This window comes from Nitrospirillum amazonense (genome assembly GCF_029594735.1).
Taxonomy (GTDB): Bacteria; Pseudomonadota; Alphaproteobacteria; order Azospirillales; family Azospirillaceae; genus Nitrospirillum; species Nitrospirillum amazonense.
The window spans coordinates 2,085,957-2,103,485 of record NZ_JARPAF010000002.1 but is presented as its reverse complement, the minus strand read 5'-3'; the positions used below and the strand labels follow the sequence as shown (position 1 = coordinate 2,103,485).

The window sequence follows — 17,529 nt, the reverse complement described above, 5'->3', positions numbered from 1 at the left end:
GATAAGTACCAACTGATTTGATTGACGGTGTGCGGTGCCGATGCTATTCGGCACCGCTTCCAACCAAGGTTTAGGACGATGGAAAGCCAGAATATCCGGATCCGCCTGAAGGCGTTCGATCATCGCGTGCTCGACCAGTCGACCAGCGAGATCGTGAATACGGCCAAGCGGACCGGTGCCCGGGTGCGCGGTCCGATCCCCCTTCCGACCCAGGTCGAGAAGTTCACGGTGAACCGCAGCCCGCACATCGACAAGAAGTCGCGTGAGCAGTTCGAGATCCGTACCCACAAGCGCCTGCTGGACATCGTCGATCCGACCCCGCAGACCGTGGACGCGCTGATGAAGCTCGACCTGGCCGCCGGCGTCGACGTCGAGATTAAGCTGTAAGTTTGAGTTGTGGGACCTCTCCCCCTGAGGATGTCCCCTGTTAGGAGAAGAGACTAAAATGCGATCCGGTTTGATCGCGCAGAAGCTCGGCATGACCCGCATCTTCACGGATGAGGGTGAGCACGTGCCGGTGACTGTGCTGAAAGTCGACAATTGCCAGGTCGTCTCCCACAAGACCGAAGACCGGGACGGGTACACCGCCCTGGAAATCGGCGTGGGCAAGGCCAAGGTGAAGAACGTCACGAAGGCTGAGCGCGGCCACTTCGCCAAGGCGAAGGTTGAGCCGAAGAAGAAGACCGTGGAGTTCCGGGTGACCCCGGACGCCCTGGTCGAGGTCGGTGCGGAGATCACCGTCGATCACTTCGTCGCTGGCCAGTTCGTGGACGTCACCGGGACGACCATCGGTAAGGGCTTCGCCGGTGGCATGAAGCGCTGGAACTTCGGCGGCCTTCGCGCCACGCACGGTGTGTCCGTGTCGCACCGTTCGCACGGTTCGACCGGTCAGCGCCAGGATCCCGGCCGCACCTTCAAGAACAAGAAGATGGCGGGTCACCTGGGCGTTGAGCAGGTCACCACCCAGAACCTGAAGGTCGTCTCGGTCGATGTCGAGCGCGGCCTGATCCTCGTCCGCGGCGCCGTCCCCGGCTCCGAAGGCGGTTACATCCTGGTCAAGGACGCCGTGAAGAAGAAGCTGCCGGAGGGCGTTCCCTTCCCGGCCGCCTTCCGTGCGCCGACGCAGGACGCTCCTGCCGCGCAGGAGGGCTGAGCATCATGAAGACGACCGTTAAGAACCTGAAGAACGAGCAAGTCGGCGAGATCGAGCTGGACGACGCCGTGTTCGGCCTGCCGGCCCGTGCCGATCTGCTGGCCCGCATGGTGAACTGGCAGCTGGCCAAGCGCCGTCAGGGCACGCACAAGACCAAGGGGATCTCCGAGATCTCCGGCACGACCAAGAAGCCGTGGAAGCAGAAGGGCACCGGCCGTGCCCGTCAGGGCTCCCTGCGCTCGCCGCAGTTCCGCGGCGGTGCGGTGATCTTCGGTCCGGTGGTGCGCAGCCATGAGCACGACCTGACGAAGAAGGTCCGCAAGCTGGCCCTGAAGACCGCCCTGTCGGTCAAGGCCGCCGAGGGCAAGCTGGTCATCCTGGACGACGCCCGCGCCGAGACCCACAAGACGAAGGCGCTGGTCGAGCAGTTCGGCGCCCTGGGCCTGAGCTCGGTTCTGATCATCGACGGCGCCAACCTGGATGAGAATTTCGTCCGGGCCGCCGGCAACATTCCTCACGTGGATGTGCTGCCGGAGCAGGGCGCCAACGTGTACGACATCCTGCGGCGCGACACCCTGGTGTTGACCCGCAACGCGGTCGAGCAGTTGGAGGCTCGCCTGAAATGAGCAAGAACGCGAAGCCGTTTGTGAGCGCCGAGCGCATGTACGACCTGATCGTCGCGCCCGTCATCACCGAAAAGTCCACCCTGGGCTCCGAGCATAACCAGGTCACCTTCCGGGTGCCCCTGGATGCCACGAAGCCCGAGATCAAGCAGGCCGTCGAAGGCCTGTTCAAGGTCAAGGTGACGGCCGTGAACACCATCGTCTCGAAGGGCAAGACCAAGCGCTTCCGGGGCATCGTGGCTCGCCGGTCCGACTTCAAGAAGGCCATCGTGACCCTCGCCGAAGGGCACACGATCGACGTCACCACCGGCGTGTGAGGGCATTAACGATGGCACTTAAGACTTACCGTCCCATTACCCCGAGCCTGCGTCAGCTGGTGCTGGTCGACCGCTCGGAGCTGTACAAGGGCAAGCCGGTTAAGCGTCTGACGGAGGGCCTGAGCGGCACCGGCGGTCGTAACAACACCGGTCGCATCACCGCGCGTCGCATGGGCGGCGGCCACAAGCGCCGTTACCGTCTGGTCGACTTCAAGCGCAACAAGTTCGACGTCCCCGCGACGGTCGAGCGTCTGGAGTACGATCCGAACCGGACGGCCTTCATCGCTCTGATCCGCTATCAGGACGGCGACCTGGCCTACATCCTGGCTCCGCAGCGCCTGAAGGCCGGCGACGTCGTCGTCGCTGGTGAGAAGGTCGATGTGAAGCCCGGCAACGCCATGCCGCTGAAGAACATCCCGGTTGGCACCATCGTCCACAATGTGGAGCTGCGTGCGGGCAAGGGCGGGCAGATCGCCCGTTCCGCCGGTACGTTCCTGCAGCTGGTGGGCCGCGACCAGGGTTACGCCCAGCTGAAGCTGCCCTCGGGTGAGCTGCGCATGGTCCGGGGCGAGTGCATGGCCACCATCGGTGCCGTGTCCAACCCCGACCAGTCCAACACCGTGATCGGCAAGGCCGGTCGCAACCGTTGGCTGGGCCGTCGTCCGTCCGTCCGTGGCGTCGCCATGAACCCGATCGACCACCCGCACGGTGGTGGTGAAGGCCGTACCTCCGGTGGCCGTCATCCGGTCACGCCGTGGGGCAAGCCGACCAAGGGCAAGAAGACGCGTAGCAACAAGAAGACGGACGGCCTGATTATCCGTCGTCGTCGCTCTAAGTAAGGAGTAGGACCCGTGACCCGTTCCGTCTGGAAGGGGCCGTTCATTGACGGCTACCTTTTGAAGAAGGCAGAGAAGGCGCGCGCGTCCGGCCGCAACGAGATCATCAAGATCTGGTCGCGCCGTTCCACGATCCTGCCCCAGTTCGTCGGTCTGACCTTTGGCGTTTACAACGGCCATAAGTTCCTGCCGGTGCTCGTGACAGAGAACATGATCGGACACAAGTTCGGTGAGTTCTCCCCGACGCGGACTTTCTACGGCCACGCGGCCGACAAGAAGGCGAAGAGGAAGTAAAATGAGCAAGCCTCAATCTGAACGGCCTTTCGCCGACAACGAGGCTGCGGCGCACGGCCGGATGATCAAGTCCAGTGCCCGCAAGCTGAACCTCGTCGCCCAGATGATCCGCGGCAAGGAAGCCGGCACCGCGCTGGCCATGCTGACCTTCTCCAAGCGCCGCATCGCCGGCGAAGTGAAGAAGGTTCTGCAGTCGGCCATCGCCAACGCCGAAAACAACCACCAGCTGGACGTTGACCGTCTGGTGGTTGCTTACGCCACCGTGGGCCGCGCCCTGGTGATGAAGCGCTTCCATGCCCGGGCCCGCGGTCGCGGCGCCCGTGTCGAGAAGTCTTACAGCAACTTGACCGTGGTGGTGCGCGAGCGCGCCGAGGAAGCCACGGGGGAGACCGCGTAACATGGGTCAGAAAGTCAACCCCATCGGGCTCCGCGTCGGTATCAACCGGACCTGGGACAGCCGCTGGTTCGCCAGCCGCGACTACGCCACGCTGCTGCACCAGGATCTGCGCCTGCGCAAGCACCTGCAGGGCAAGCTGGCCGCGGCCGGCGCCTCGCGCATCATCATCGAGCGGCCGGCCAAGAAGGCCCGCGTCACCATCCACACGGCCCGTCCGGGTGTGGTGATCGGCAAGAAGGGCGCCGACATCGAGAAGCTGCGCACCGATCTGGGCCGCATGACCGGTTCCGAGGTCAGCCTGAACATCGTCGAGATCCGCAAGCCGGAACTCGACGCCCGGCTGATCGCCGAGAACATCGCCAGCCAGCTGGAGCGTCGTGTCGCCTTCCGTCGCGCCATGAAGCGCGCCGTGCAGTCGGCCATGCGCCTCGGCGCCCAGGGCATCCGCATCAACTGCGGCGGCCGTCTGGGTGGTGCTGAGATCGCTCGTATGGAGTGGTACCGCGAAGGTCGCGTGCCGCTGCACACGCTGCGCGCCGAGATCGATTACGGCACGGCCACGGCTAAGACCACCTACGGCACCTGCGGTGTCAAGGTGTGGGTGTTTAAGGGCGAAATTCTGGCGCACGATCCGTTCGCCCAGGACAAGCGCGCCGATCAGCAGCCCGTCGCGGCGCGCTGAGGGTGAACGGATACTAGAGGGCAATTGCCATGCTGAGTCCGAAACGTACTAAGTACCGCAAGCAGCACAAGGGGCGCATCCACGGCGCCACCAAGGGCGGCAGCCAGCTGAACTTCGGCGCCTTTGGCCTGAAGGCGGTCGAACCGGCGCGCATCACCGCGCGCCAGATCGAGGCGGCCCGCCGCGCGATCACCCGTCACATGAAGCGTCAGGGCCGGGTCTGGATCCGGATTTTCCCGGACGTGCCGGTGTCGAGCAAGCCCGCCGAAGTCCGCATGGGCTCCGGTAAGGGTTCGCCCGAGTTCTGGGCGGCCCGCGTGGCCCCCGGCCGCATCATGTTCGAGCTGGATGGTGTGCCGGCGGACCTCGCCAAGCGCGCCTTCGAGCTGGCCGCTGCCAAGCTGCCGATTAAGACCCGATTCATCACCCGCCTGGGTGAGGGAGCTGAGGCATGACCAAAGCCGTCGACCTGCGCACGAAAAGCGTGGATGAGTTGCAGGACCAGCTCTTGCAGCTGAAGAAAGAGCAGTTCAATTTGCGCTTCCAGCGCGCCTCCGGGCAGCTGGAGAATACCGCGCGTGTCGGCCAGGTTCGGCGCGACATCGCTCGGATTAAGACCATCCTGGGCCAGCGGGAAACCGCTGCGCCCGTGTCCTGACAGGGGGAAGCGTTATGCCCCGGCGTGTTTTGCAGGGCACGGTTGTGAGCGACAAGGGCGACAAGACCGTCATCGTGCTGGTCGAGCGTCGTGTTATGCACCCCGTGTACAAGAAGTTTATTAAGCAGTCGAAGAAGTATGCTGCTCATGACGAGCAGAATGCTTATAAGGCTGGCGACACGGTGACGATCGAAGAGTGCCGTCCGATTTCCAAGCGGAAGCGGTGGGCCGTCGTCGTGGAAAGCGCCGCCCCGTCGGGCGCCGCCGTCTAACTGTTTTGCTTAAGGAAGCCAAACCATGATCCAGATGCAAACCAACCTGGAGGTCGCTGACAACAGCGGCGCGCGCCGGGTGCAGTGCATCAAGGTGCTGGGCGGCTCCATGCGGAAGGTCGCGGCCGTTGGCGACGTCATCGTCGTCTCGGTCAAGGAGGCCATTCCGCGGGGCCGCGTGAAGAAGGGTGACGTGCACCGCGCCGTCATCGTTCGCACCGCCAAGGAAATCCGTCGCACCGACGGTTCCGCCATCCGCTTCGACCGCAACGCGGCCGTGCTCATCAACAAGCAGGGTGAGCCGATCGGGACCCGTATCTTCGGGCCGGTCACGCGTGAGCTGCGCGCCAAGAAGTTCATGAAGATCATCTCCCTGGCGCCGGAGGTCCTGTAAATGTCGAAGATTAAGAAGGCCGACAAGGTCGTCATCATCGCCGGCAAGGACAAGGGCAAGCAGGGCGAGGTGATCGCCGTTCTGCCGAAGGAGAACCGCGTCAAGGTGCGCGGCGTGAACCTGGTGAAGAAGCACCAGCGTCCGACTCCGACCCAGCAGGGTGGCATCGTTGAGCTCGAGGCGTTCATCGACGTCTCCAACGTCGCCCATGTCGACCCCAAGACCAACAAGCCGACCCGCGTCGGCTACCGGATCCTGGAAGACGGCCGCAAGGTCCGTTTTGCCAAGGTTTCCGGTGAAGTCATCGACCTGTGAGGCGCGTTATGGCTGCCAGGCTTAAAGAACATTACGATTCCGTCGTTCGCGCCTCGCTGAAGAGCGAGTTCAACTACGCCAACGACCTGGAAGTGCCGCGGATCGAGAAGATCATCATTAACATGGGCGTCGGCGAAGCCACGTCCGATGGTAAGAAGATCAACGCCGCCGTCACCGATCTGACCGCCCTGTCCGGTCAGAAGCCGGTGGTGACCCGCGCCCGCAAGTCCATCGCGCAGTTCAAGCTGCGCGAGGGCATGGCCATTGGTTGCAAGGTGACCCTGCGCCGTGACCGCATGTACGAGTTCCTGGACCGTCTGATCACGATCGCCCTGCCGCGCGTCCGCGACTTCCGTGGCGTGTCGGGCACGAGCTTCGACGGTCGTGGCAACTACGCCATGGGTCTCAAGGAGCAGATCATTTTCCCGGAAATCGACTACGACCGCGTGGACGAAATCCGGGGGATGGACATCATCATCGTCACCACGGCGAAGACCGATAAGGAGGCCAAGGCCCTCCTGAAGGGCTTCCAGATGCCGTTCGCGAACTGAGCGGCAGGAGCTTCCCATGGCCAAGACCAGTTCTGTTCAGAAGAACAAGCGCCGCGAGCGCCTCGCGAAGCAGTACGCCGGCAAGCGTAATGCTCTGAAGGCCATCGCGTCCGATCGCACCCTGCCGCCCGAGGAGCGGTTCGCCGCCCGCCTCAAGCTCGCCGAGCTGCCGCGCAACTCCAGCCCGACCCGTATTCGGAATCGCTGCGAGCTGAGCGGTCGTCCGCGTGCTTTTTACCGCAAGTTTAAGCTGTCTCGTATTGCCCTGCGCGACCTGGCCTCTACCGGCCAGATCCCGGGCATGACGAAGTCCAGCTGGTAATCGGAGGTTCGGGAAATGGCGTTGAGCGATCCCTTGGGCGATATGCTGACCCGCATCCGTAATGGACAGCGGGCCCGCATGCAGTCTGTCACCAGCCCGGCCTCGAAGCTGCGCACCAACGTTCTGGAGGTGCTGAAGCGCGAGGGTTACATCCGTGGCTACTCCCTGGACACGGTTCGTCCGGGCGTCCATAGCGTGCGTATCGAGCTGAAGTATCACGAAGGCGAGCCTGTCATTAAGCAGGTGCAGCGCGTGTCGAAGCCCGGCCGCCGCATTTACTCCAAGATCGCCGATCTGCCGCGGGTCTTTAATGGCCTCGGCATCTCGATCCTGTCGACGCCCCGTGGCGTCATGTCGGACAGCGAGGCCCGTGCCGCCAATGTTGGCGGCGAGGTCCTCTGCAAAGTGTTCTAAGGAGCTGGCCACATGTCTCGTATCGGCAAGCATCCGGTGCCCGTTCCGGCCGGCGTGACCGTTCAGGTCACCGGCCAGAACGTCACCGTGAAAGGCAAGCTGGGCCAGCTCAGTCTGACCCTGGTTGACGACATCTCCGCCACGCTGGAAAACGGCGCTGTGGTGGTGAAGCCCGCGAACGACAGCCGCAAGGCTCGCGTGAACTGGGCCACCTCCCGCACGCTGCTGGCCAACATGGTCAAGGGTGTCGACACCGGCTTCACCAAGAACCTCGAGATCACGGGCGTGGGTTACAAGGCCGCCGTCCAGGGTCAGGAACTGCTCCTGAACCTGGGCTTCAGCCATGACGTGCGCTTCCCGATCCCGGCCGGCATCACGATGAAGTGCGACAAGCCCACTTCCATCTCGATCACCGGTTTCGACAAGCAGAAGATTGGCCAGGTTGCGGCTGAGATCCGCGCGTACCGTCCGCCCGAGCCCTACAAGGGCAAGGGCATCCGGTACGCGGATGAGGTCATCATCCGCAAAGAAGGCAAGAAGAAGTAAGGCGCACGATCATGAGCAATGCAAAAGTTCTGAGCGCGCGCCGCAAGCAGCGGGTGCGCACGCGGGTCCGGAAGCTGGGGCAGGGGCGTCCGCGCCTGTCCGTGTTCCGGTCCAGCCAGCACATCTACGCCCAGGTCATCGACGACGTGGCCGGCCAGACCAAGGCCGCGGCCTCGTCCATCGACAAGACCCTGCGTGCGGAGCTGAAGACTGGCGCCGACATCGAAGCGGCCAAGGCCGTCGGCAAGCTGATCGCCGAGCGGGCCAAGGAAGCCGGCATCACGGAAGTGGTGTTCGATCGCGGTTCGTACCTGTTCCATGGCCGGGTCAAGGCCCTGGCCGACGCCGCGCGCGAAGCCGGCCTGCAGTTCTAAGGGGTAGCGATTATGGCACGTAACGAGAGGGACGGCGGCAACAGCGGCGGTCGCGAGCGTGGCGGGGACCGGGATCGTACGCCCCGGGACCGCGAGGAAAGCGAGCTGGTAGAAAAGCTCGTTGGTATTAACCGCGTCGCCAAGGTGGTGAAGGGTGGCCGTCGCTTCGGCTTCGCCGCCCTGGTCGTGGTGGGTGACGCCAAGGGTCGCGTCGGCGTTGGTTCGGGCAAGGCCCGCGAAGTGCCGGAGGCCATCCGCAAGGCCACCGATCAGGCCAAGCGCTCCATGATCCGCGTGCCGCTCCGCGAGGGCCGGACGCTGCATCATGACGTGCACGGCCACTTCGGCGCCGGCAAGGTGGTGCTGCGCACCGCCGACGCCGGTACCGGCATCATCGCCGGTGGTCCGATGCGCGCGATCTTCGAGGCTCTCGGCGTCCAGGACGTCGTGACCAAGTCGGTTGGCACGTCGAACCCGCACAACATGATCAAGGCGACCTTCGACGCCCTGTCCCAGTGCGTCAGCCCCCGCGCCGTCGCCGCCCGCCGTGGCCGTCGCGTCAGCGATATCCTGGGCCGCCGCGAGGCTGGTGCCGAGGCGAAGGAGAGCGCGTGATGAGCGAGAAGAACACCGTCATCGTGACCCAGATCGGCAGCCCGATCGGCCGCCAGAAGGACCAGCGGGCGACGCTGGTGGGTCTTGGTCTCAACAAGCTGCACCGTACCAGCGAGCTGGAGGATACCCCTTCGGTCCGCGGTATGATCGCCAAGGTGCAGCACCTCGTGCGCGTCGAGAAGGCCTCCTGAGGCCTTCCCGATACGGCTTGAAGGGATAAAGTCATGAAGCTTACGGATATTCGCGACAACCCGGGCGCCCGCAAGGCGCCCACCCGGGTTGGTCGGGGCATCGGCTCCGGCAAGGGCAAGACCGGCGGCCGTGGCGTGAAGGGTCAGACCTCGCGTTCCGGTGTGTCGATAAACGGCTTCGAAGGCGGTCAGATGCCCCTGCATCGCCGCCTGCCGAAGCGCGGTTTCAACAACCTGTTCGGCACCGACTATTCGGTGGTGAACGTGGGCACCGTCCAGAAGGCCATCGATGAAGGCCGCCTGAACGTCGCCGACGTGATCACCGCCGAGGTGCTGGTCGCCGCCGGTCTGGTGCGCCCGTCCCGCGACGGCGTGCGCCTGCTGGCCAAGGGCAGCATCACCGCCAAGGTGGCGTTCGATGTCGCCGGCGCCTCCGCCGCGGCCGTGGCCGCCGTGGAAGCCGTTGGTGGCTCGGTCAAGGTGCCCGCGGTCGAAGCGGCTGCCGAGTAATTAAGGAAGTGCGGCCGGCGTTCGTGTTAAAAGCGAGCGCCGGCCGTCTTTCTTTCTGCCGCAGGTCTCCCCATCTGGGGTGGGACCCGTTAGGGGGACCGGCGACGGTCCCTTTTCTTTTGTCTTTTTGATACCGTCTGTGCCGCGCCCCTGAGAGGCGCCTCGATAGGAACGGATTCCATGGCTTCAGCCGCCGAGCAGCTCGCCGCTAATCTTAATTTCGGCTCCTTCGCCAAGGCCACGGAACTGAAGAAGCGGCTCTGGTTCACCCTGGGAGCGCTCATCGTTTTCCGCCTGGGCACCTACATTCCCCTGCCGGGCATCAACGTCCAGGCCTTCGCCGACGTTTTCAACCAGGCCAAGGGCGGCATCCTGGGCATGTTCAACATGTTCGCGGGTGGCGCCATTGAGCGCATGAGCATCTTCGCGCTCAACATCATGCCTTACATCTCCGCCAGCATCATCGTGCAGCTGCTGACGGCCGTGATCCCCAGCCTCGAAGCCATGAAGAAGGAAGGCGAGGCGGGTCGTAAGAAGATCAACCAGTACACCCGCTACGGCACGGTGATCCTGGCCATCTTCCAGTCCTATGGCCTGGCCGTGGCACTGCAGGGCGCCAAGGGCGGCACGGTGATCGATCCCGGCCCCTTCTTCATCATCAGCACCGTGGTCACCATGGTGGGTGGCACCATGTTCCTGATGTGGCTGGGTGAGCAGATCACTGCCCGGGGCGTGGGCAACGGCACCTCGCTGATCATCTTCACCGGCATCGTGGCGGCCCTGCCCAAGGCGCTGATGCAGCTGCTGGAACTGGGCCGTACCGGGGCCATCGGCTTCGGCATCCTGGCCCTGCTGCTGGCCATCGCCGTGGGCGTGATCTTCTTCATCGTGTTTATGGAACGCGCCCAGCGCCGGCTGATCGTGCAGTACCCGAAGCGCCAGGTGGGCAACAAGGTCTATGGGGGTGAAGCCTCGCACCTGCCCCTGAAGCTGAACACGTCGGGCGTCATCCCGCCGATCTTCGCCAGCTCGCTTCTGCTGCTGCCGGCCACCGTCACCGGTTTTTCCGGCGGCACCGGTCCGGAGATCCTGCAGACCATCGCCCGCTATGTCACCCATGGCCAGCCGCTCTATATCGTGCTGTACATGGCGCTGATCGTGTTCTTCAGCTTTTTCTATACCGCGGTCGTGTTCAACCCGACCGAGACGGCGGAGAATCTGAAGAAGTATGGCGGTTTCATCCCCGGTATCCGTCCGGGTAAGAACACCGCTGACTATCTGGACTTTGTTCTCACCCGTTTGACGGTGTTGGGCGCCGGCTACCTGGTGGTGGTTTGTCTATTGCCCGAACTGTTGATGGCCAAGAACGCTATTCCTTTTTATTTTGGCGGCACCAGCCTGCTAATTGTGGTAACGGTGACTATGGACACGGTCGCCCAGATCCATTCGCATCTGCTGGCGCATCAATATGAAGGCCTCATCAAGAAGGCAAAGCTGAGGGGGAGGCGTGGATGAACCTGATTCTTCTGGGGCCGCCGGGCGCCGGCAAGGGAACGCAGGCGCAGCGGCTTGAACGGAAGTTCGGGTTGGTGCAGTTGTCGACGGGCGACATGTTGCGGGCGCTGAAGGATAGCGGCAGCCCCCTGGGTCAGCAGGCCAAGGAGATCATGGCCGCCGGCAAGCTGATGCCGGACGCGATCATGGTCGAGATGATCGCCGACCGCATCACCCAGCCGGATTGCGCCAAGGGCTTCATCCTCGACGGCTTCCCCCGCACGGTTCCACAGGCTGAGGCCCTGGACCGCATGCTGGCGGACAAGCACCTGAAGCTGGACCACATCATCGAGATGGTGGTGGACGACGCAGCCCTGGTGGAGCGTGTGACCGGCCGGTATACCTGCGCCAAATGCGGCGCCGGCTATCACGACAAGTTCCACCAGCCCAAGGTGGCGGGCGTCTGCGACATCTGCGGCTCGACCGAGTTCAAGCGCCGGGCCGACGACAACGCCGAGACCTTCACCAAGCGTCTGGCGGAATACCACGCGCTGACGGCGCCCATCCTGCCTTACTATCAGGGCAAGGGCGTGCTGAAGCAGGTGGACGGCATGGCGGAGATCGACGAGGTCACCCGTCAGCTGGAAGCCATCATCGCCGCCTGAGCCTCGGGCGTCGCGGTTGTCCGAATAGGGAAAGGGCCGTTTCTCCAGTGGGGGAGGCGGCCTTTTCCTTTGGTGGCCTATCACCTGGCTGCATGCCCGGCGTGGGCGCCGCCCGCGTGGGCGCGGTTGACATCCGGTCGCGCCTGCGTATACTCCCGCATCCGATCCGTTCCGGGCTGTGGCCCTGCGGGTCCGGATGAAACCGGCTCTCGGCCCTGGCGCCCCTTTGGGGTGGCGGGACGGAGTTGGTTCGTATGTGCATTTGGAGATCCTGGAGTTTCCAGGTTTTCTTCGGATGAGATGCCCCGAAGGTCATTGGATGTCCCCGCCACGGGAGCCGGTGATCAGGCGGGGTGTGGACGAAGATCGCATCGCCCGGGCGTGACGCCGGGGCGGGCATGAACGATGGAGAAAGCGCGTGGCGCGTATCGCTGGCGTTAATATTCCCACCGCGAAGCGGGTGGAAATCGCCCTTCAGTACATTCACGGCATCGGTCCCTTCATGGCGAAGGAGATCTGCGGCAAGGTCGGCATTCCGCTGGAGCGCCGCGTGCATCAGCTGACCGACGACGAAGTCCTGCGTATCCGCGAAGTCATCGACAGCGACTACTCGGTCGAAGGCGACCTGCGTCGCTCTGTCGCCATGAACATCAAGCGGCTCATGGACATGGCCTGCTACCGCGGCCTGCGTCACCGCAAGGGCCTGCCGGTCCGCGGTCAGCGCACGCACACCAACGCGCGCACCCGCAAGGGCCCGGCCAAGCCGATCGCCGGTAAGAAGAAGTAAGCTGAAGGACTGATAAGAAATGGCAAAGCCCAACGCTTCTGCCGCCCGGCTTCGTCGCCGCGAGCGCAAGAACATCACCTCGGGCGTGGCGCATGTGAACGCCTCGTTCAACAACACCATGATCACCATCACCGACGCGCAGGGCAACACCATCGCTTGGTCCTCGTCGGGCATGATGGGCTTCAAGGGTTCGCGCAAGTCGACCCCCTACGCCGCCCAGATGGCCGCCGAAGACGCGGGCCGCAAGGCCCAGGAACACGGCATGCGCACCCTGGAAGTGGAAGTGAAGGGTCCGGGTTCGGGCCGTGAGTCCGCCCTGCGCGCCCTGCAGTCGGTCGGCTTCCAGATCACGTCCATCCGCGACGTGACGCCGATCCCGCACAACGGCGTTCGCCCGCCAAAGAAGCGCCGCGTCTGATCGTTCTACCGATTACGGAGGCGGCCCTTGCGGCCGCTTCCGGTCCAAACGCTTCCGCGTTTCCCCGCCGCCCCGGGACCGGCTTTCGCATGCCATCGCGATCGCCCATGCATGGGGGAGGTGGTCAGGTTCAGGACAGGGCGCCGGTCGCAGGACCGGCGCCCTGATCCGCACCCGACAGCGGTGAAACCGGGTGTCGTGTCCTCCCGATGGCATTAGAGGCAACTACCCGTGATTCAGAAGAACTGGCAGACCCTGGAAAAGCCCAGCAAGCTCGACGTGAACGTCGGTGCCGATCCGCGCCGTGAGGCCACCATCGTCGCTGGCCCGCTGGAGCGTGGCTTTGGCCTGACCCTGGGCAACGCCCTGCGCCGCGTCCTGCTGTCGTCCCTTCAGGGGGCGGCGGTCACCGCCATCCACATCGATGGCGTCCTGCACGAATTCTCCTCCATCCCCGGCGTCCGTGAGGACGTGACCGACATCGTTCTGAACATCAAGAACATGGGTCTGAAGATGGAGGGCGAGGGCCCGAAGCGGCTGCGCCTGCGCGCCGAAGGCCCCAAGGAAGTCACCGCCGGCATGATCGAGGTGACGGGCGACATCGAGGTGATGGATCCCGACCTGGTGATCTGCACCCTGGACGCCGGCGCCCGCCTGAACATGGAACTGACGGTCGAGAAGGGCAAGGGCTACGTCCCCGCCAGCCAGAACCGTCCGGAAGACGCCCCCATCGGCCTGATCCCGATCGACGCCCTGTACAGCCCCATCCGCAAGGTGGCGTACAAGGTGGAGAATACCCGCCTGGGCCAGCGCACCGACTATGACAAGCTGTCGCTGTCGATCGAGACCAACGGCGCCGTGACGCCCGAGGATGCCGTGGCCATCGCCGCCCGCATCCTGCAGGACCAGCTGCAGCTGTTCATCAACTTCGAGGAGCCGCAGGCCGTCACCGCGTCGGAGAAGTCCGACGAGGTGCCGTTCAACAAGAACCTGCTGCGCAAGGTGGACGAGCTGGAACTGTCGGTCCGTTCGGCCAACTGCCTGAAGAACGACAACATCGTCTACATCGGCGACCTGGTGCAGAAGACGGAAGCGGAAATGCTCCGCACCCCGAACTTCGGCCGCAAGTCGCTGAACGAAATCAAGGAAGTGCTGTCCCAGATGGGCCTGCACCTCGGCATGGAAATCCCGAACTGGCCGCCCGAGAACATCGAGGACCTGGCCAAGCGTCTGGAAGAGCCGTACTGAGCTTGATGTGAGGTTCTCCGCATCCGGTTACGGCCGGATGCGGAGTACAGGGCATAGGGCCCACCCCCGCCGTACCGGCCAGCGCCCCTTACGGGCACAGGCGGGCGTTTCGGGGATCGTCATAGGTGTCGGCATCCGACACCCGGACATGAAAGGAGAAGCACCATGCGTCACGGCGTTTCCGGGCGTAAGTTCAGCAAGACCTCTACCCACCGTCTGGCCATGTTCTCCAACATGGCCAATGCCCTGATTAAGCACGAGCAGATCAAGACGACCCTGCCGAAGGCCAAGGACCTGCGGCCGATCGTGGAGAAGCTGATCACGCTGGGCAAGAAGGGCGGCCTCGCCAACCGTCGCCTGGCGTTCGCGGAACTGCGCGACAACGCCATGGTCGACAAGCTGTTCACCACTATCGCCGAGCGTTACAAGGACCGTCAGGGTGGCTACACCCGCGTCCTGAAGGCCGGCTTCCGCTACGGTGACATGGCCGCCATGGCCGTCATCGAGCTGGTGGACCGCGACGTCTCCGCCAAGGGCCAGGACAGCGGTCCGGTCCAGGTGACGGAGACCGAGGAAGAAGCGGCCTGAGTCTAGGCTGTTCCACTTCCGGAATGGTAAGGGAAGGGGCGGATCCGTGAGGGTCCGCCCTTTTTCATTATCCCACCGGCGGGCCCGCCGGGGGCCCGTCGTGTAAGGCGAGGCTGGGCGGGGATGGCCGCTTTTTCCACTCTCGACGGGCGGGCAGCAAATCGCGCATCCTGCGGCCCGTCCATCGCCGGCGCGACAGGCGCGCCACCCGCGCGGACAGGAGGGTGAACCGGTGCGTATTTTGGGAATCAAGGCGGCTGTGGCCTGCCTGCTGTTGGCGGGGCTGGGCGGCTGCATGGCGCTGCCGTCGCAGCGCGAGGGCAAGCTGGACACGCACGCGGCCTGCGTGGCGCGCTGCAACCGCGACAGCCAGGTGTGCGGCGACACCAAGGCCGGGCAGAGCGATCATACGCCCGAACTGAACAACGGCATGTGCCAGCGCGACCTGAAATCCTGCCTGAACCGTTGCGGCGACCCGGGCTGAACCCTATCTCACCCCCGTCCCCTCGTTTCGATCAGACGTGAGAGTTCTTCCCCGTGACGCTTGAAACGCCGTTCCGCCGCCTAGTCTCCCGTTGCGCCCTGGTGGCTGTCGCCGCCGGCCTGGCCTTGACGCCGCCGGCCCTGGCCCAGCAGGTGCCGCAGAGCCGAGAGCAGATCACGCTCAGCTACGCCCCCCTGGTGAAGCGGGCGGCGCCGGCGGTGGTCAACATCTACAGCCGCCGTGTCATCAAGCAGCGCGTGTCCCCCTTCATGGAGGACCCGTTCTTCCGGCAGTTCTTCGGCGACGCCTTCCGCGGCGTTCCGCGCGAGCGGGTGGAGTCCTCGCTGGGCTCTGGCGTCATCATCCGGCCCGACGGCCTGATCGTCACCAACGACCATGTCATCAAGGACGCCGACCAGATCACCGTGGTGCTGGCGGACCGGCGGGAGTTTCCCGCCAAGGTCATGAGCGCGGACGAGAAGGTGGACCTGGCCGTCCTGCGCATCGACACCAAGGGTGAGAAGCTGCCCACGCTGGACCTGGGCGATAGCGACAGCATCCAGGTGGGTGACCTGGTGCTGGCCATCGGCAACCCCTTCGGCGTGGGCCAGACGGTTACCAGCGGCATCGTCTCGGCGTTGGCCCGCACCGGCGTGGGCGTGTCGGACTTCAACTTCTTCATCCAGACGGATGCCGCCATCAACCCAGGCAATTCCGGCGGCGCGCTGATCACCATGGACGGCAAGCTGGCCGGCATCAATTCGGCCATCTATTCGCGCAGCGGCGGCTCGGTCGGCATCGGCTTCGCCATCCCGGCGGACATGGTGCGCTCCGTCGTCACCGCGGTGGAGGGGGGCGGCAAGCTGGTGCGCCCGTGGATGGGCGCCAGCGGCCAGCCGGTGACGCAGGAGCTGGCCACCAACCTGGGCCTGCCCCGGCCCCAGGGCGTGCTGATCAACCAGTTGAACCCCAAGGGGCCGCTTGAGCAGGCGGGCGTGAAGGTGGGGGACGTGGTGACGTCGGTGAACGGCCACCTGGTCGATGATCCGGAAAGCCTGCGCTACCGCATCGCGCTGCTGCCCGTGGGCGGGAACGCGACCCTGACCATCATCCGCAAGGGGGCCGAGACCAAGCTGCCGGTGAAGCTGATCGGCCCGCCGGAAGACCCGCCCCGGGATGAGACCGCGCTGGATGGCCGCCAACCCTTCGCCGGCACCACCGTCGCCAACATCAACCCGGCACTTGCCGAGGAGGTCGGCTACGCCGGCAGCTCCGATGGCGTCATCGTGCTGAAGGTGCAGCCGGGCACCACCGCCCAGGCCCTGGGCTTCCAGCCGGGCGACGTGGTGGTGAAGGTGAACGGCCAGCCCATCACGCGTGTGGCCGACCTGAAACGGTTGGTGAACCAGCCACAGCGCCGCTGGGACTTGGCTGTCCGCCGGGGTGATCAGGTGCTGACGCTGAGCGTCGGTGGCTGAGGGCTTCGTCGCCGGCTGACGCGGTTTGCCGCCGCGTCAGCCCGGCGCCCGGGCCGCCCACTCGGTCAAGGTCCGGACCAATATGTCCACGTCATGGGAATTTTGCGGATCGCCCCCTTGCGTCACCGGAATGGGGTGGCGATCGAAGCGCAAGCCTTCGCCATCCCTCCCCAGGAAGGTACTCATGGGGAAGGCGGTGCCGATGGCCGTCTGTTCCGGCGGATTCATCGAGACGTCGGCATACAGGTCCCGTGACGTGCCGGGGGGCAGGTCCAGCACCACCTGCCGCCAGGGCAAGTCATGCTCTTTCACATAGGCCTGGTCCTTTTCCCAGTCGCGCAGCCGGGAGACCAGGACGATTTCCAGCTTGTCCGCGCCCACCTGCTCCTGCACCTGGCGCATCACGCGGAATTCCGCGACGCAAGGGGCGCACCAGTGGGCCCACTGGTTCACCCACACGATCTTGCCCTTCAGGCTGTCGAAGCGGAACGGCTGCCCGGCCGTGTCCTTGAACGGCGCGGCGTGCAGGGCCGTGATGTGGCGGGCCAATTCCGCAGGGCTGTCGGTGCGCGTGATCCGTTGAACCGGCGGCGGTGTGGGCGACGTGGTTGTGGCGTCGCTGGCCACGGCCGCCCAGGGGAGGCTGGGGACCCCTGCCAAGGCCGCGCCCAGGATCAGCCGCGTCAGTATGTGGCTCATTGATATGCCCTGTTTCCATTGGGCTGGCCGGCGACCAGCGACCCACTTTGGTTTATACGGGGAACGTTTATGCAACCCGGCGAGGGTGTAAATGGGGGCCCCGCGACAGGCATCCCTGAAATGGACGATGCCAAGGCGGGCCCTACTCTGGCATGGTGTTCCGGGGCCCGCTGTTCCGGGTTTGTATCCTCATGAGTAAGGCGC

At 64.7% G+C, this 17,529-nt stretch carries 30 protein-coding genes; 29 read left to right on the top strand and 1 reads right to left on the bottom strand.

Features of this window, described 5'->3' with window-relative positions; translation table 11 throughout:
• Window positions 1-78: 78 nt before the first annotated feature.
• From rpsJ to P5F91_RS15520, 29 genes are all read left to right on the top strand, one after another.
• On the top strand, window positions 79-387 hold the full coding sequence (rpsJ, locus tag P5F91_RS15660; protein ID WP_040848411.1) for a 30S ribosomal protein S10: 309 nt from the start codon (window positions 79-81) through the stop codon (window positions 385-387).
• A 58-nt stretch (window positions 388-445) separates the two neighbouring features.
• Window positions 446-1,153 (top strand): 50S ribosomal protein L3, encoded by a 708-nt coding sequence (gene rplC, locus P5F91_RS15655; protein ID WP_040848410.1) that lies wholly within the window; start codon window positions 446-448, stop codon window positions 1,151-1,153.
• A gap of 5 nt (window positions 1,154-1,158) precedes the next feature.
• Window positions 1,159-1,779, top strand: a complete 621-nt coding sequence (gene rplD / locus P5F91_RS15650; protein WP_145609111.1) for a 50S ribosomal protein L4 — start codon at window positions 1,159-1,161, stop codon at window positions 1,777-1,779.
• Complete coding sequence (locus P5F91_RS15645) at window positions 1,776-2,093, top strand: 50S ribosomal protein L23 (RefSeq protein ID WP_088871757.1); 318 nt, start codon at window positions 1,776-1,778, stop codon at window positions 2,091-2,093. The genes rplD and P5F91_RS15645 overlap by 4 nt, the downstream gene beginning before the upstream one ends.
• A gap of 11 nt (window positions 2,094-2,104) precedes the next feature.
• Window positions 2,105-2,932 (top strand): 50S ribosomal protein L2, encoded by an 828-nt coding sequence (gene rplB, locus P5F91_RS15640; RefSeq protein ID WP_040848407.1) that lies wholly within the window; start codon window positions 2,105-2,107, stop codon window positions 2,930-2,932.
• Window positions 2,933-2,944: 12 nt separating this feature from the next.
• Complete coding sequence (gene rpsS, locus P5F91_RS15635) at window positions 2,945-3,223, top strand: 30S ribosomal protein S19 (RefSeq protein ID WP_004273665.1); 279 nt, start codon at window positions 2,945-2,947, stop codon at window positions 3,221-3,223.
• Window position 3,224: 1 nt separating this feature from the next.
• Complete coding sequence (gene rplV, locus P5F91_RS15630; RefSeq protein ID WP_004273664.1) at window positions 3,225-3,620, top strand: 50S ribosomal protein L22; 396 nt, start codon at window positions 3,225-3,227, stop codon at window positions 3,618-3,620.
• Between the two features lies 1 nt (window position 3,621).
• The gene (gene rpsC, locus P5F91_RS15625; RefSeq protein ID WP_040848406.1) at window positions 3,622-4,302 is read left to right on the top strand and encodes a 30S ribosomal protein S3; all 681 of its coding nucleotides are present in this window, start codon (window positions 3,622-3,624) and stop codon (window positions 4,300-4,302) included.
• A 29-nt stretch (window positions 4,303-4,331) separates the two neighbouring features.
• Complete coding sequence (gene rplP / locus P5F91_RS15620; protein ID WP_040848405.1) at window positions 4,332-4,757, top strand: 50S ribosomal protein L16; 426 nt, start codon at window positions 4,332-4,334, stop codon at window positions 4,755-4,757.
• Window positions 4,754-4,960 (top strand): 50S ribosomal protein L29, encoded by a 207-nt coding sequence (gene rpmC / locus P5F91_RS15615; RefSeq protein ID WP_040848404.1) that lies wholly within the window; start codon window positions 4,754-4,756, stop codon window positions 4,958-4,960. Before rplP ends, rpmC begins: the two co-directional genes overlap by 4 nt.
• 14 nt (window positions 4,961-4,974) lie before the next feature.
• Complete coding sequence (gene rpsQ / locus P5F91_RS15610; RefSeq protein WP_004273663.1) at window positions 4,975-5,232, top strand: 30S ribosomal protein S17; 258 nt, start codon at window positions 4,975-4,977, stop codon at window positions 5,230-5,232.
• 25 nt (window positions 5,233-5,257) lie between these two features.
• Window positions 5,258-5,626 carry a 50S ribosomal protein L14 gene (gene rplN, locus P5F91_RS15605; RefSeq protein ID WP_004273662.1) on the top strand — a complete coding sequence of 123 codons (369 nt, stop codon included), beginning with the start codon at window positions 5,258-5,260 and terminating at the stop codon, window positions 5,624-5,626.
• Window positions 5,627-5,941 carry a 50S ribosomal protein L24 gene (gene rplX / locus P5F91_RS15600; protein ID WP_040848403.1) on the top strand — a complete coding sequence of 105 codons (315 nt, stop codon included), beginning with the start codon at window positions 5,627-5,629 and terminating at the stop codon, window positions 5,939-5,941.
• 8 nt (window positions 5,942-5,949) lie between these two features.
• Complete coding sequence (gene rplE / locus P5F91_RS15595; RefSeq protein WP_040848402.1) at window positions 5,950-6,492, top strand: 50S ribosomal protein L5; 543 nt, start codon at window positions 5,950-5,952, stop codon at window positions 6,490-6,492.
• 16 nt (window positions 6,493-6,508) lie between these two features.
• On the top strand, window positions 6,509-6,814 hold the full coding sequence (gene rpsN, locus P5F91_RS15590; RefSeq protein WP_004273661.1) for a 30S ribosomal protein S14: 306 nt from the start codon (window positions 6,509-6,511) through the stop codon (window positions 6,812-6,814).
• 15 nt (window positions 6,815-6,829) lie between these two features.
• Window positions 6,830-7,228 carry a 30S ribosomal protein S8 gene (gene rpsH / locus P5F91_RS15585; RefSeq protein ID WP_004273660.1) on the top strand — a complete coding sequence of 133 codons (399 nt, stop codon included), beginning with the start codon at window positions 6,830-6,832 and terminating at the stop codon, window positions 7,226-7,228.
• 12 nt (window positions 7,229-7,240) lie between these two features.
• On the top strand, window positions 7,241-7,774 hold the full coding sequence (gene rplF / locus P5F91_RS15580) for a 50S ribosomal protein L6 (protein ID WP_145609112.1): 534 nt from the start codon (window positions 7,241-7,243) through the stop codon (window positions 7,772-7,774).
• A gap of 11 nt (window positions 7,775-7,785) precedes the next feature.
• Window positions 7,786-8,148 (top strand): 50S ribosomal protein L18, encoded by a 363-nt coding sequence (gene rplR / locus P5F91_RS15575; protein WP_088871756.1) that lies wholly within the window; start codon window positions 7,786-7,788, stop codon window positions 8,146-8,148.
• 12 nt (window positions 8,149-8,160) lie between these two features.
• Window positions 8,161-8,763, top strand: coding sequence for a 30S ribosomal protein S5 (gene rpsE, locus P5F91_RS15570; protein ID WP_040848400.1), 603 nt, complete (start codon window positions 8,161-8,163; stop codon window positions 8,761-8,763).
• A complete protein-coding gene (rpmD, locus tag P5F91_RS15565; protein WP_040848399.1) occupies window positions 8,763-8,954 on the top strand; it encodes a 50S ribosomal protein L30 in 192 nt (63 codons plus the stop codon). The genes rpsE and rpmD overlap by 1 nt, the downstream gene beginning before the upstream one ends.
• 33 nt (window positions 8,955-8,987) lie before the next feature.
• Window positions 8,988-9,464 (top strand): 50S ribosomal protein L15, encoded by a 477-nt coding sequence (gene rplO, locus P5F91_RS15560; protein ID WP_145609113.1) that lies wholly within the window; start codon window positions 8,988-8,990, stop codon window positions 9,462-9,464.
• A gap of 180 nt (window positions 9,465-9,644) precedes the next feature.
• Window positions 9,645-10,979, top strand: a complete 1,335-nt coding sequence (gene secY, locus P5F91_RS15555; RefSeq protein WP_145609114.1) for a preprotein translocase subunit SecY — start codon at window positions 9,645-9,647, stop codon at window positions 10,977-10,979.
• Window positions 10,976-11,623: an adenylate kinase gene (locus P5F91_RS15550; protein ID WP_004273658.1), complete on the top strand. Its 648-nt coding sequence runs from the start codon at window positions 10,976-10,978 to the stop codon at window positions 11,621-11,623. Before secY ends, P5F91_RS15550 begins: the two co-directional genes overlap by 4 nt.
• Window positions 11,624-12,041: 418 nt before the next feature.
• The gene (gene rpsM, locus P5F91_RS15545; RefSeq protein ID WP_004273657.1) at window positions 12,042-12,410 is read left to right on the top strand and encodes a 30S ribosomal protein S13; all 369 of its coding nucleotides are present in this window, start codon (window positions 12,042-12,044) and stop codon (window positions 12,408-12,410) included.
• 19 nt (window positions 12,411-12,429) lie between these two features.
• Entirely contained in the window at window positions 12,430-12,828 is a 399-nt protein-coding gene (gene rpsK / locus P5F91_RS15540; protein ID WP_004273656.1) for a 30S ribosomal protein S11, read from the top strand.
• Between the two features lie 231 nt (window positions 12,829-13,059).
• Window positions 13,060-14,076, top strand: a complete 1,017-nt coding sequence (locus P5F91_RS15535; protein ID WP_040848396.1) for a DNA-directed RNA polymerase subunit alpha — start codon at window positions 13,060-13,062, stop codon at window positions 14,074-14,076.
• 165 nt (window positions 14,077-14,241) lie between these two features.
• Window positions 14,242-14,664, top strand: a complete 423-nt coding sequence (gene rplQ, locus P5F91_RS15530) for a 50S ribosomal protein L17 (RefSeq protein ID WP_040848395.1) — start codon at window positions 14,242-14,244, stop codon at window positions 14,662-14,664.
• A 232-nt stretch (window positions 14,665-14,896) separates the two neighbouring features.
• The gene (locus P5F91_RS15525; RefSeq protein ID WP_277907566.1) at window positions 14,897-15,148 is read left to right on the top strand and encodes a hypothetical protein; all 252 of its coding nucleotides are present in this window, start codon (window positions 14,897-14,899) and stop codon (window positions 15,146-15,148) included.
• A gap of 53 nt (window positions 15,149-15,201) precedes the next feature.
• A complete protein-coding gene (locus P5F91_RS15520; RefSeq protein WP_277907565.1) occupies window positions 15,202-16,626 on the top strand; it encodes a DegQ family serine endoprotease in 1,425 nt (474 codons plus the stop codon).
• A 36-nt stretch (window positions 16,627-16,662) separates the two neighbouring features.
• Here the strand turns inward: P5F91_RS15520 and P5F91_RS15515 are convergent, their stop codons facing one another.
• Entirely contained in the window at window positions 16,663-17,325 is a 663-nt protein-coding gene (locus P5F91_RS15515) for a TlpA family protein disulfide reductase (protein WP_277907564.1), read from the bottom strand.
• Window positions 17,326-17,529: the final 204 nt, after the last annotated feature.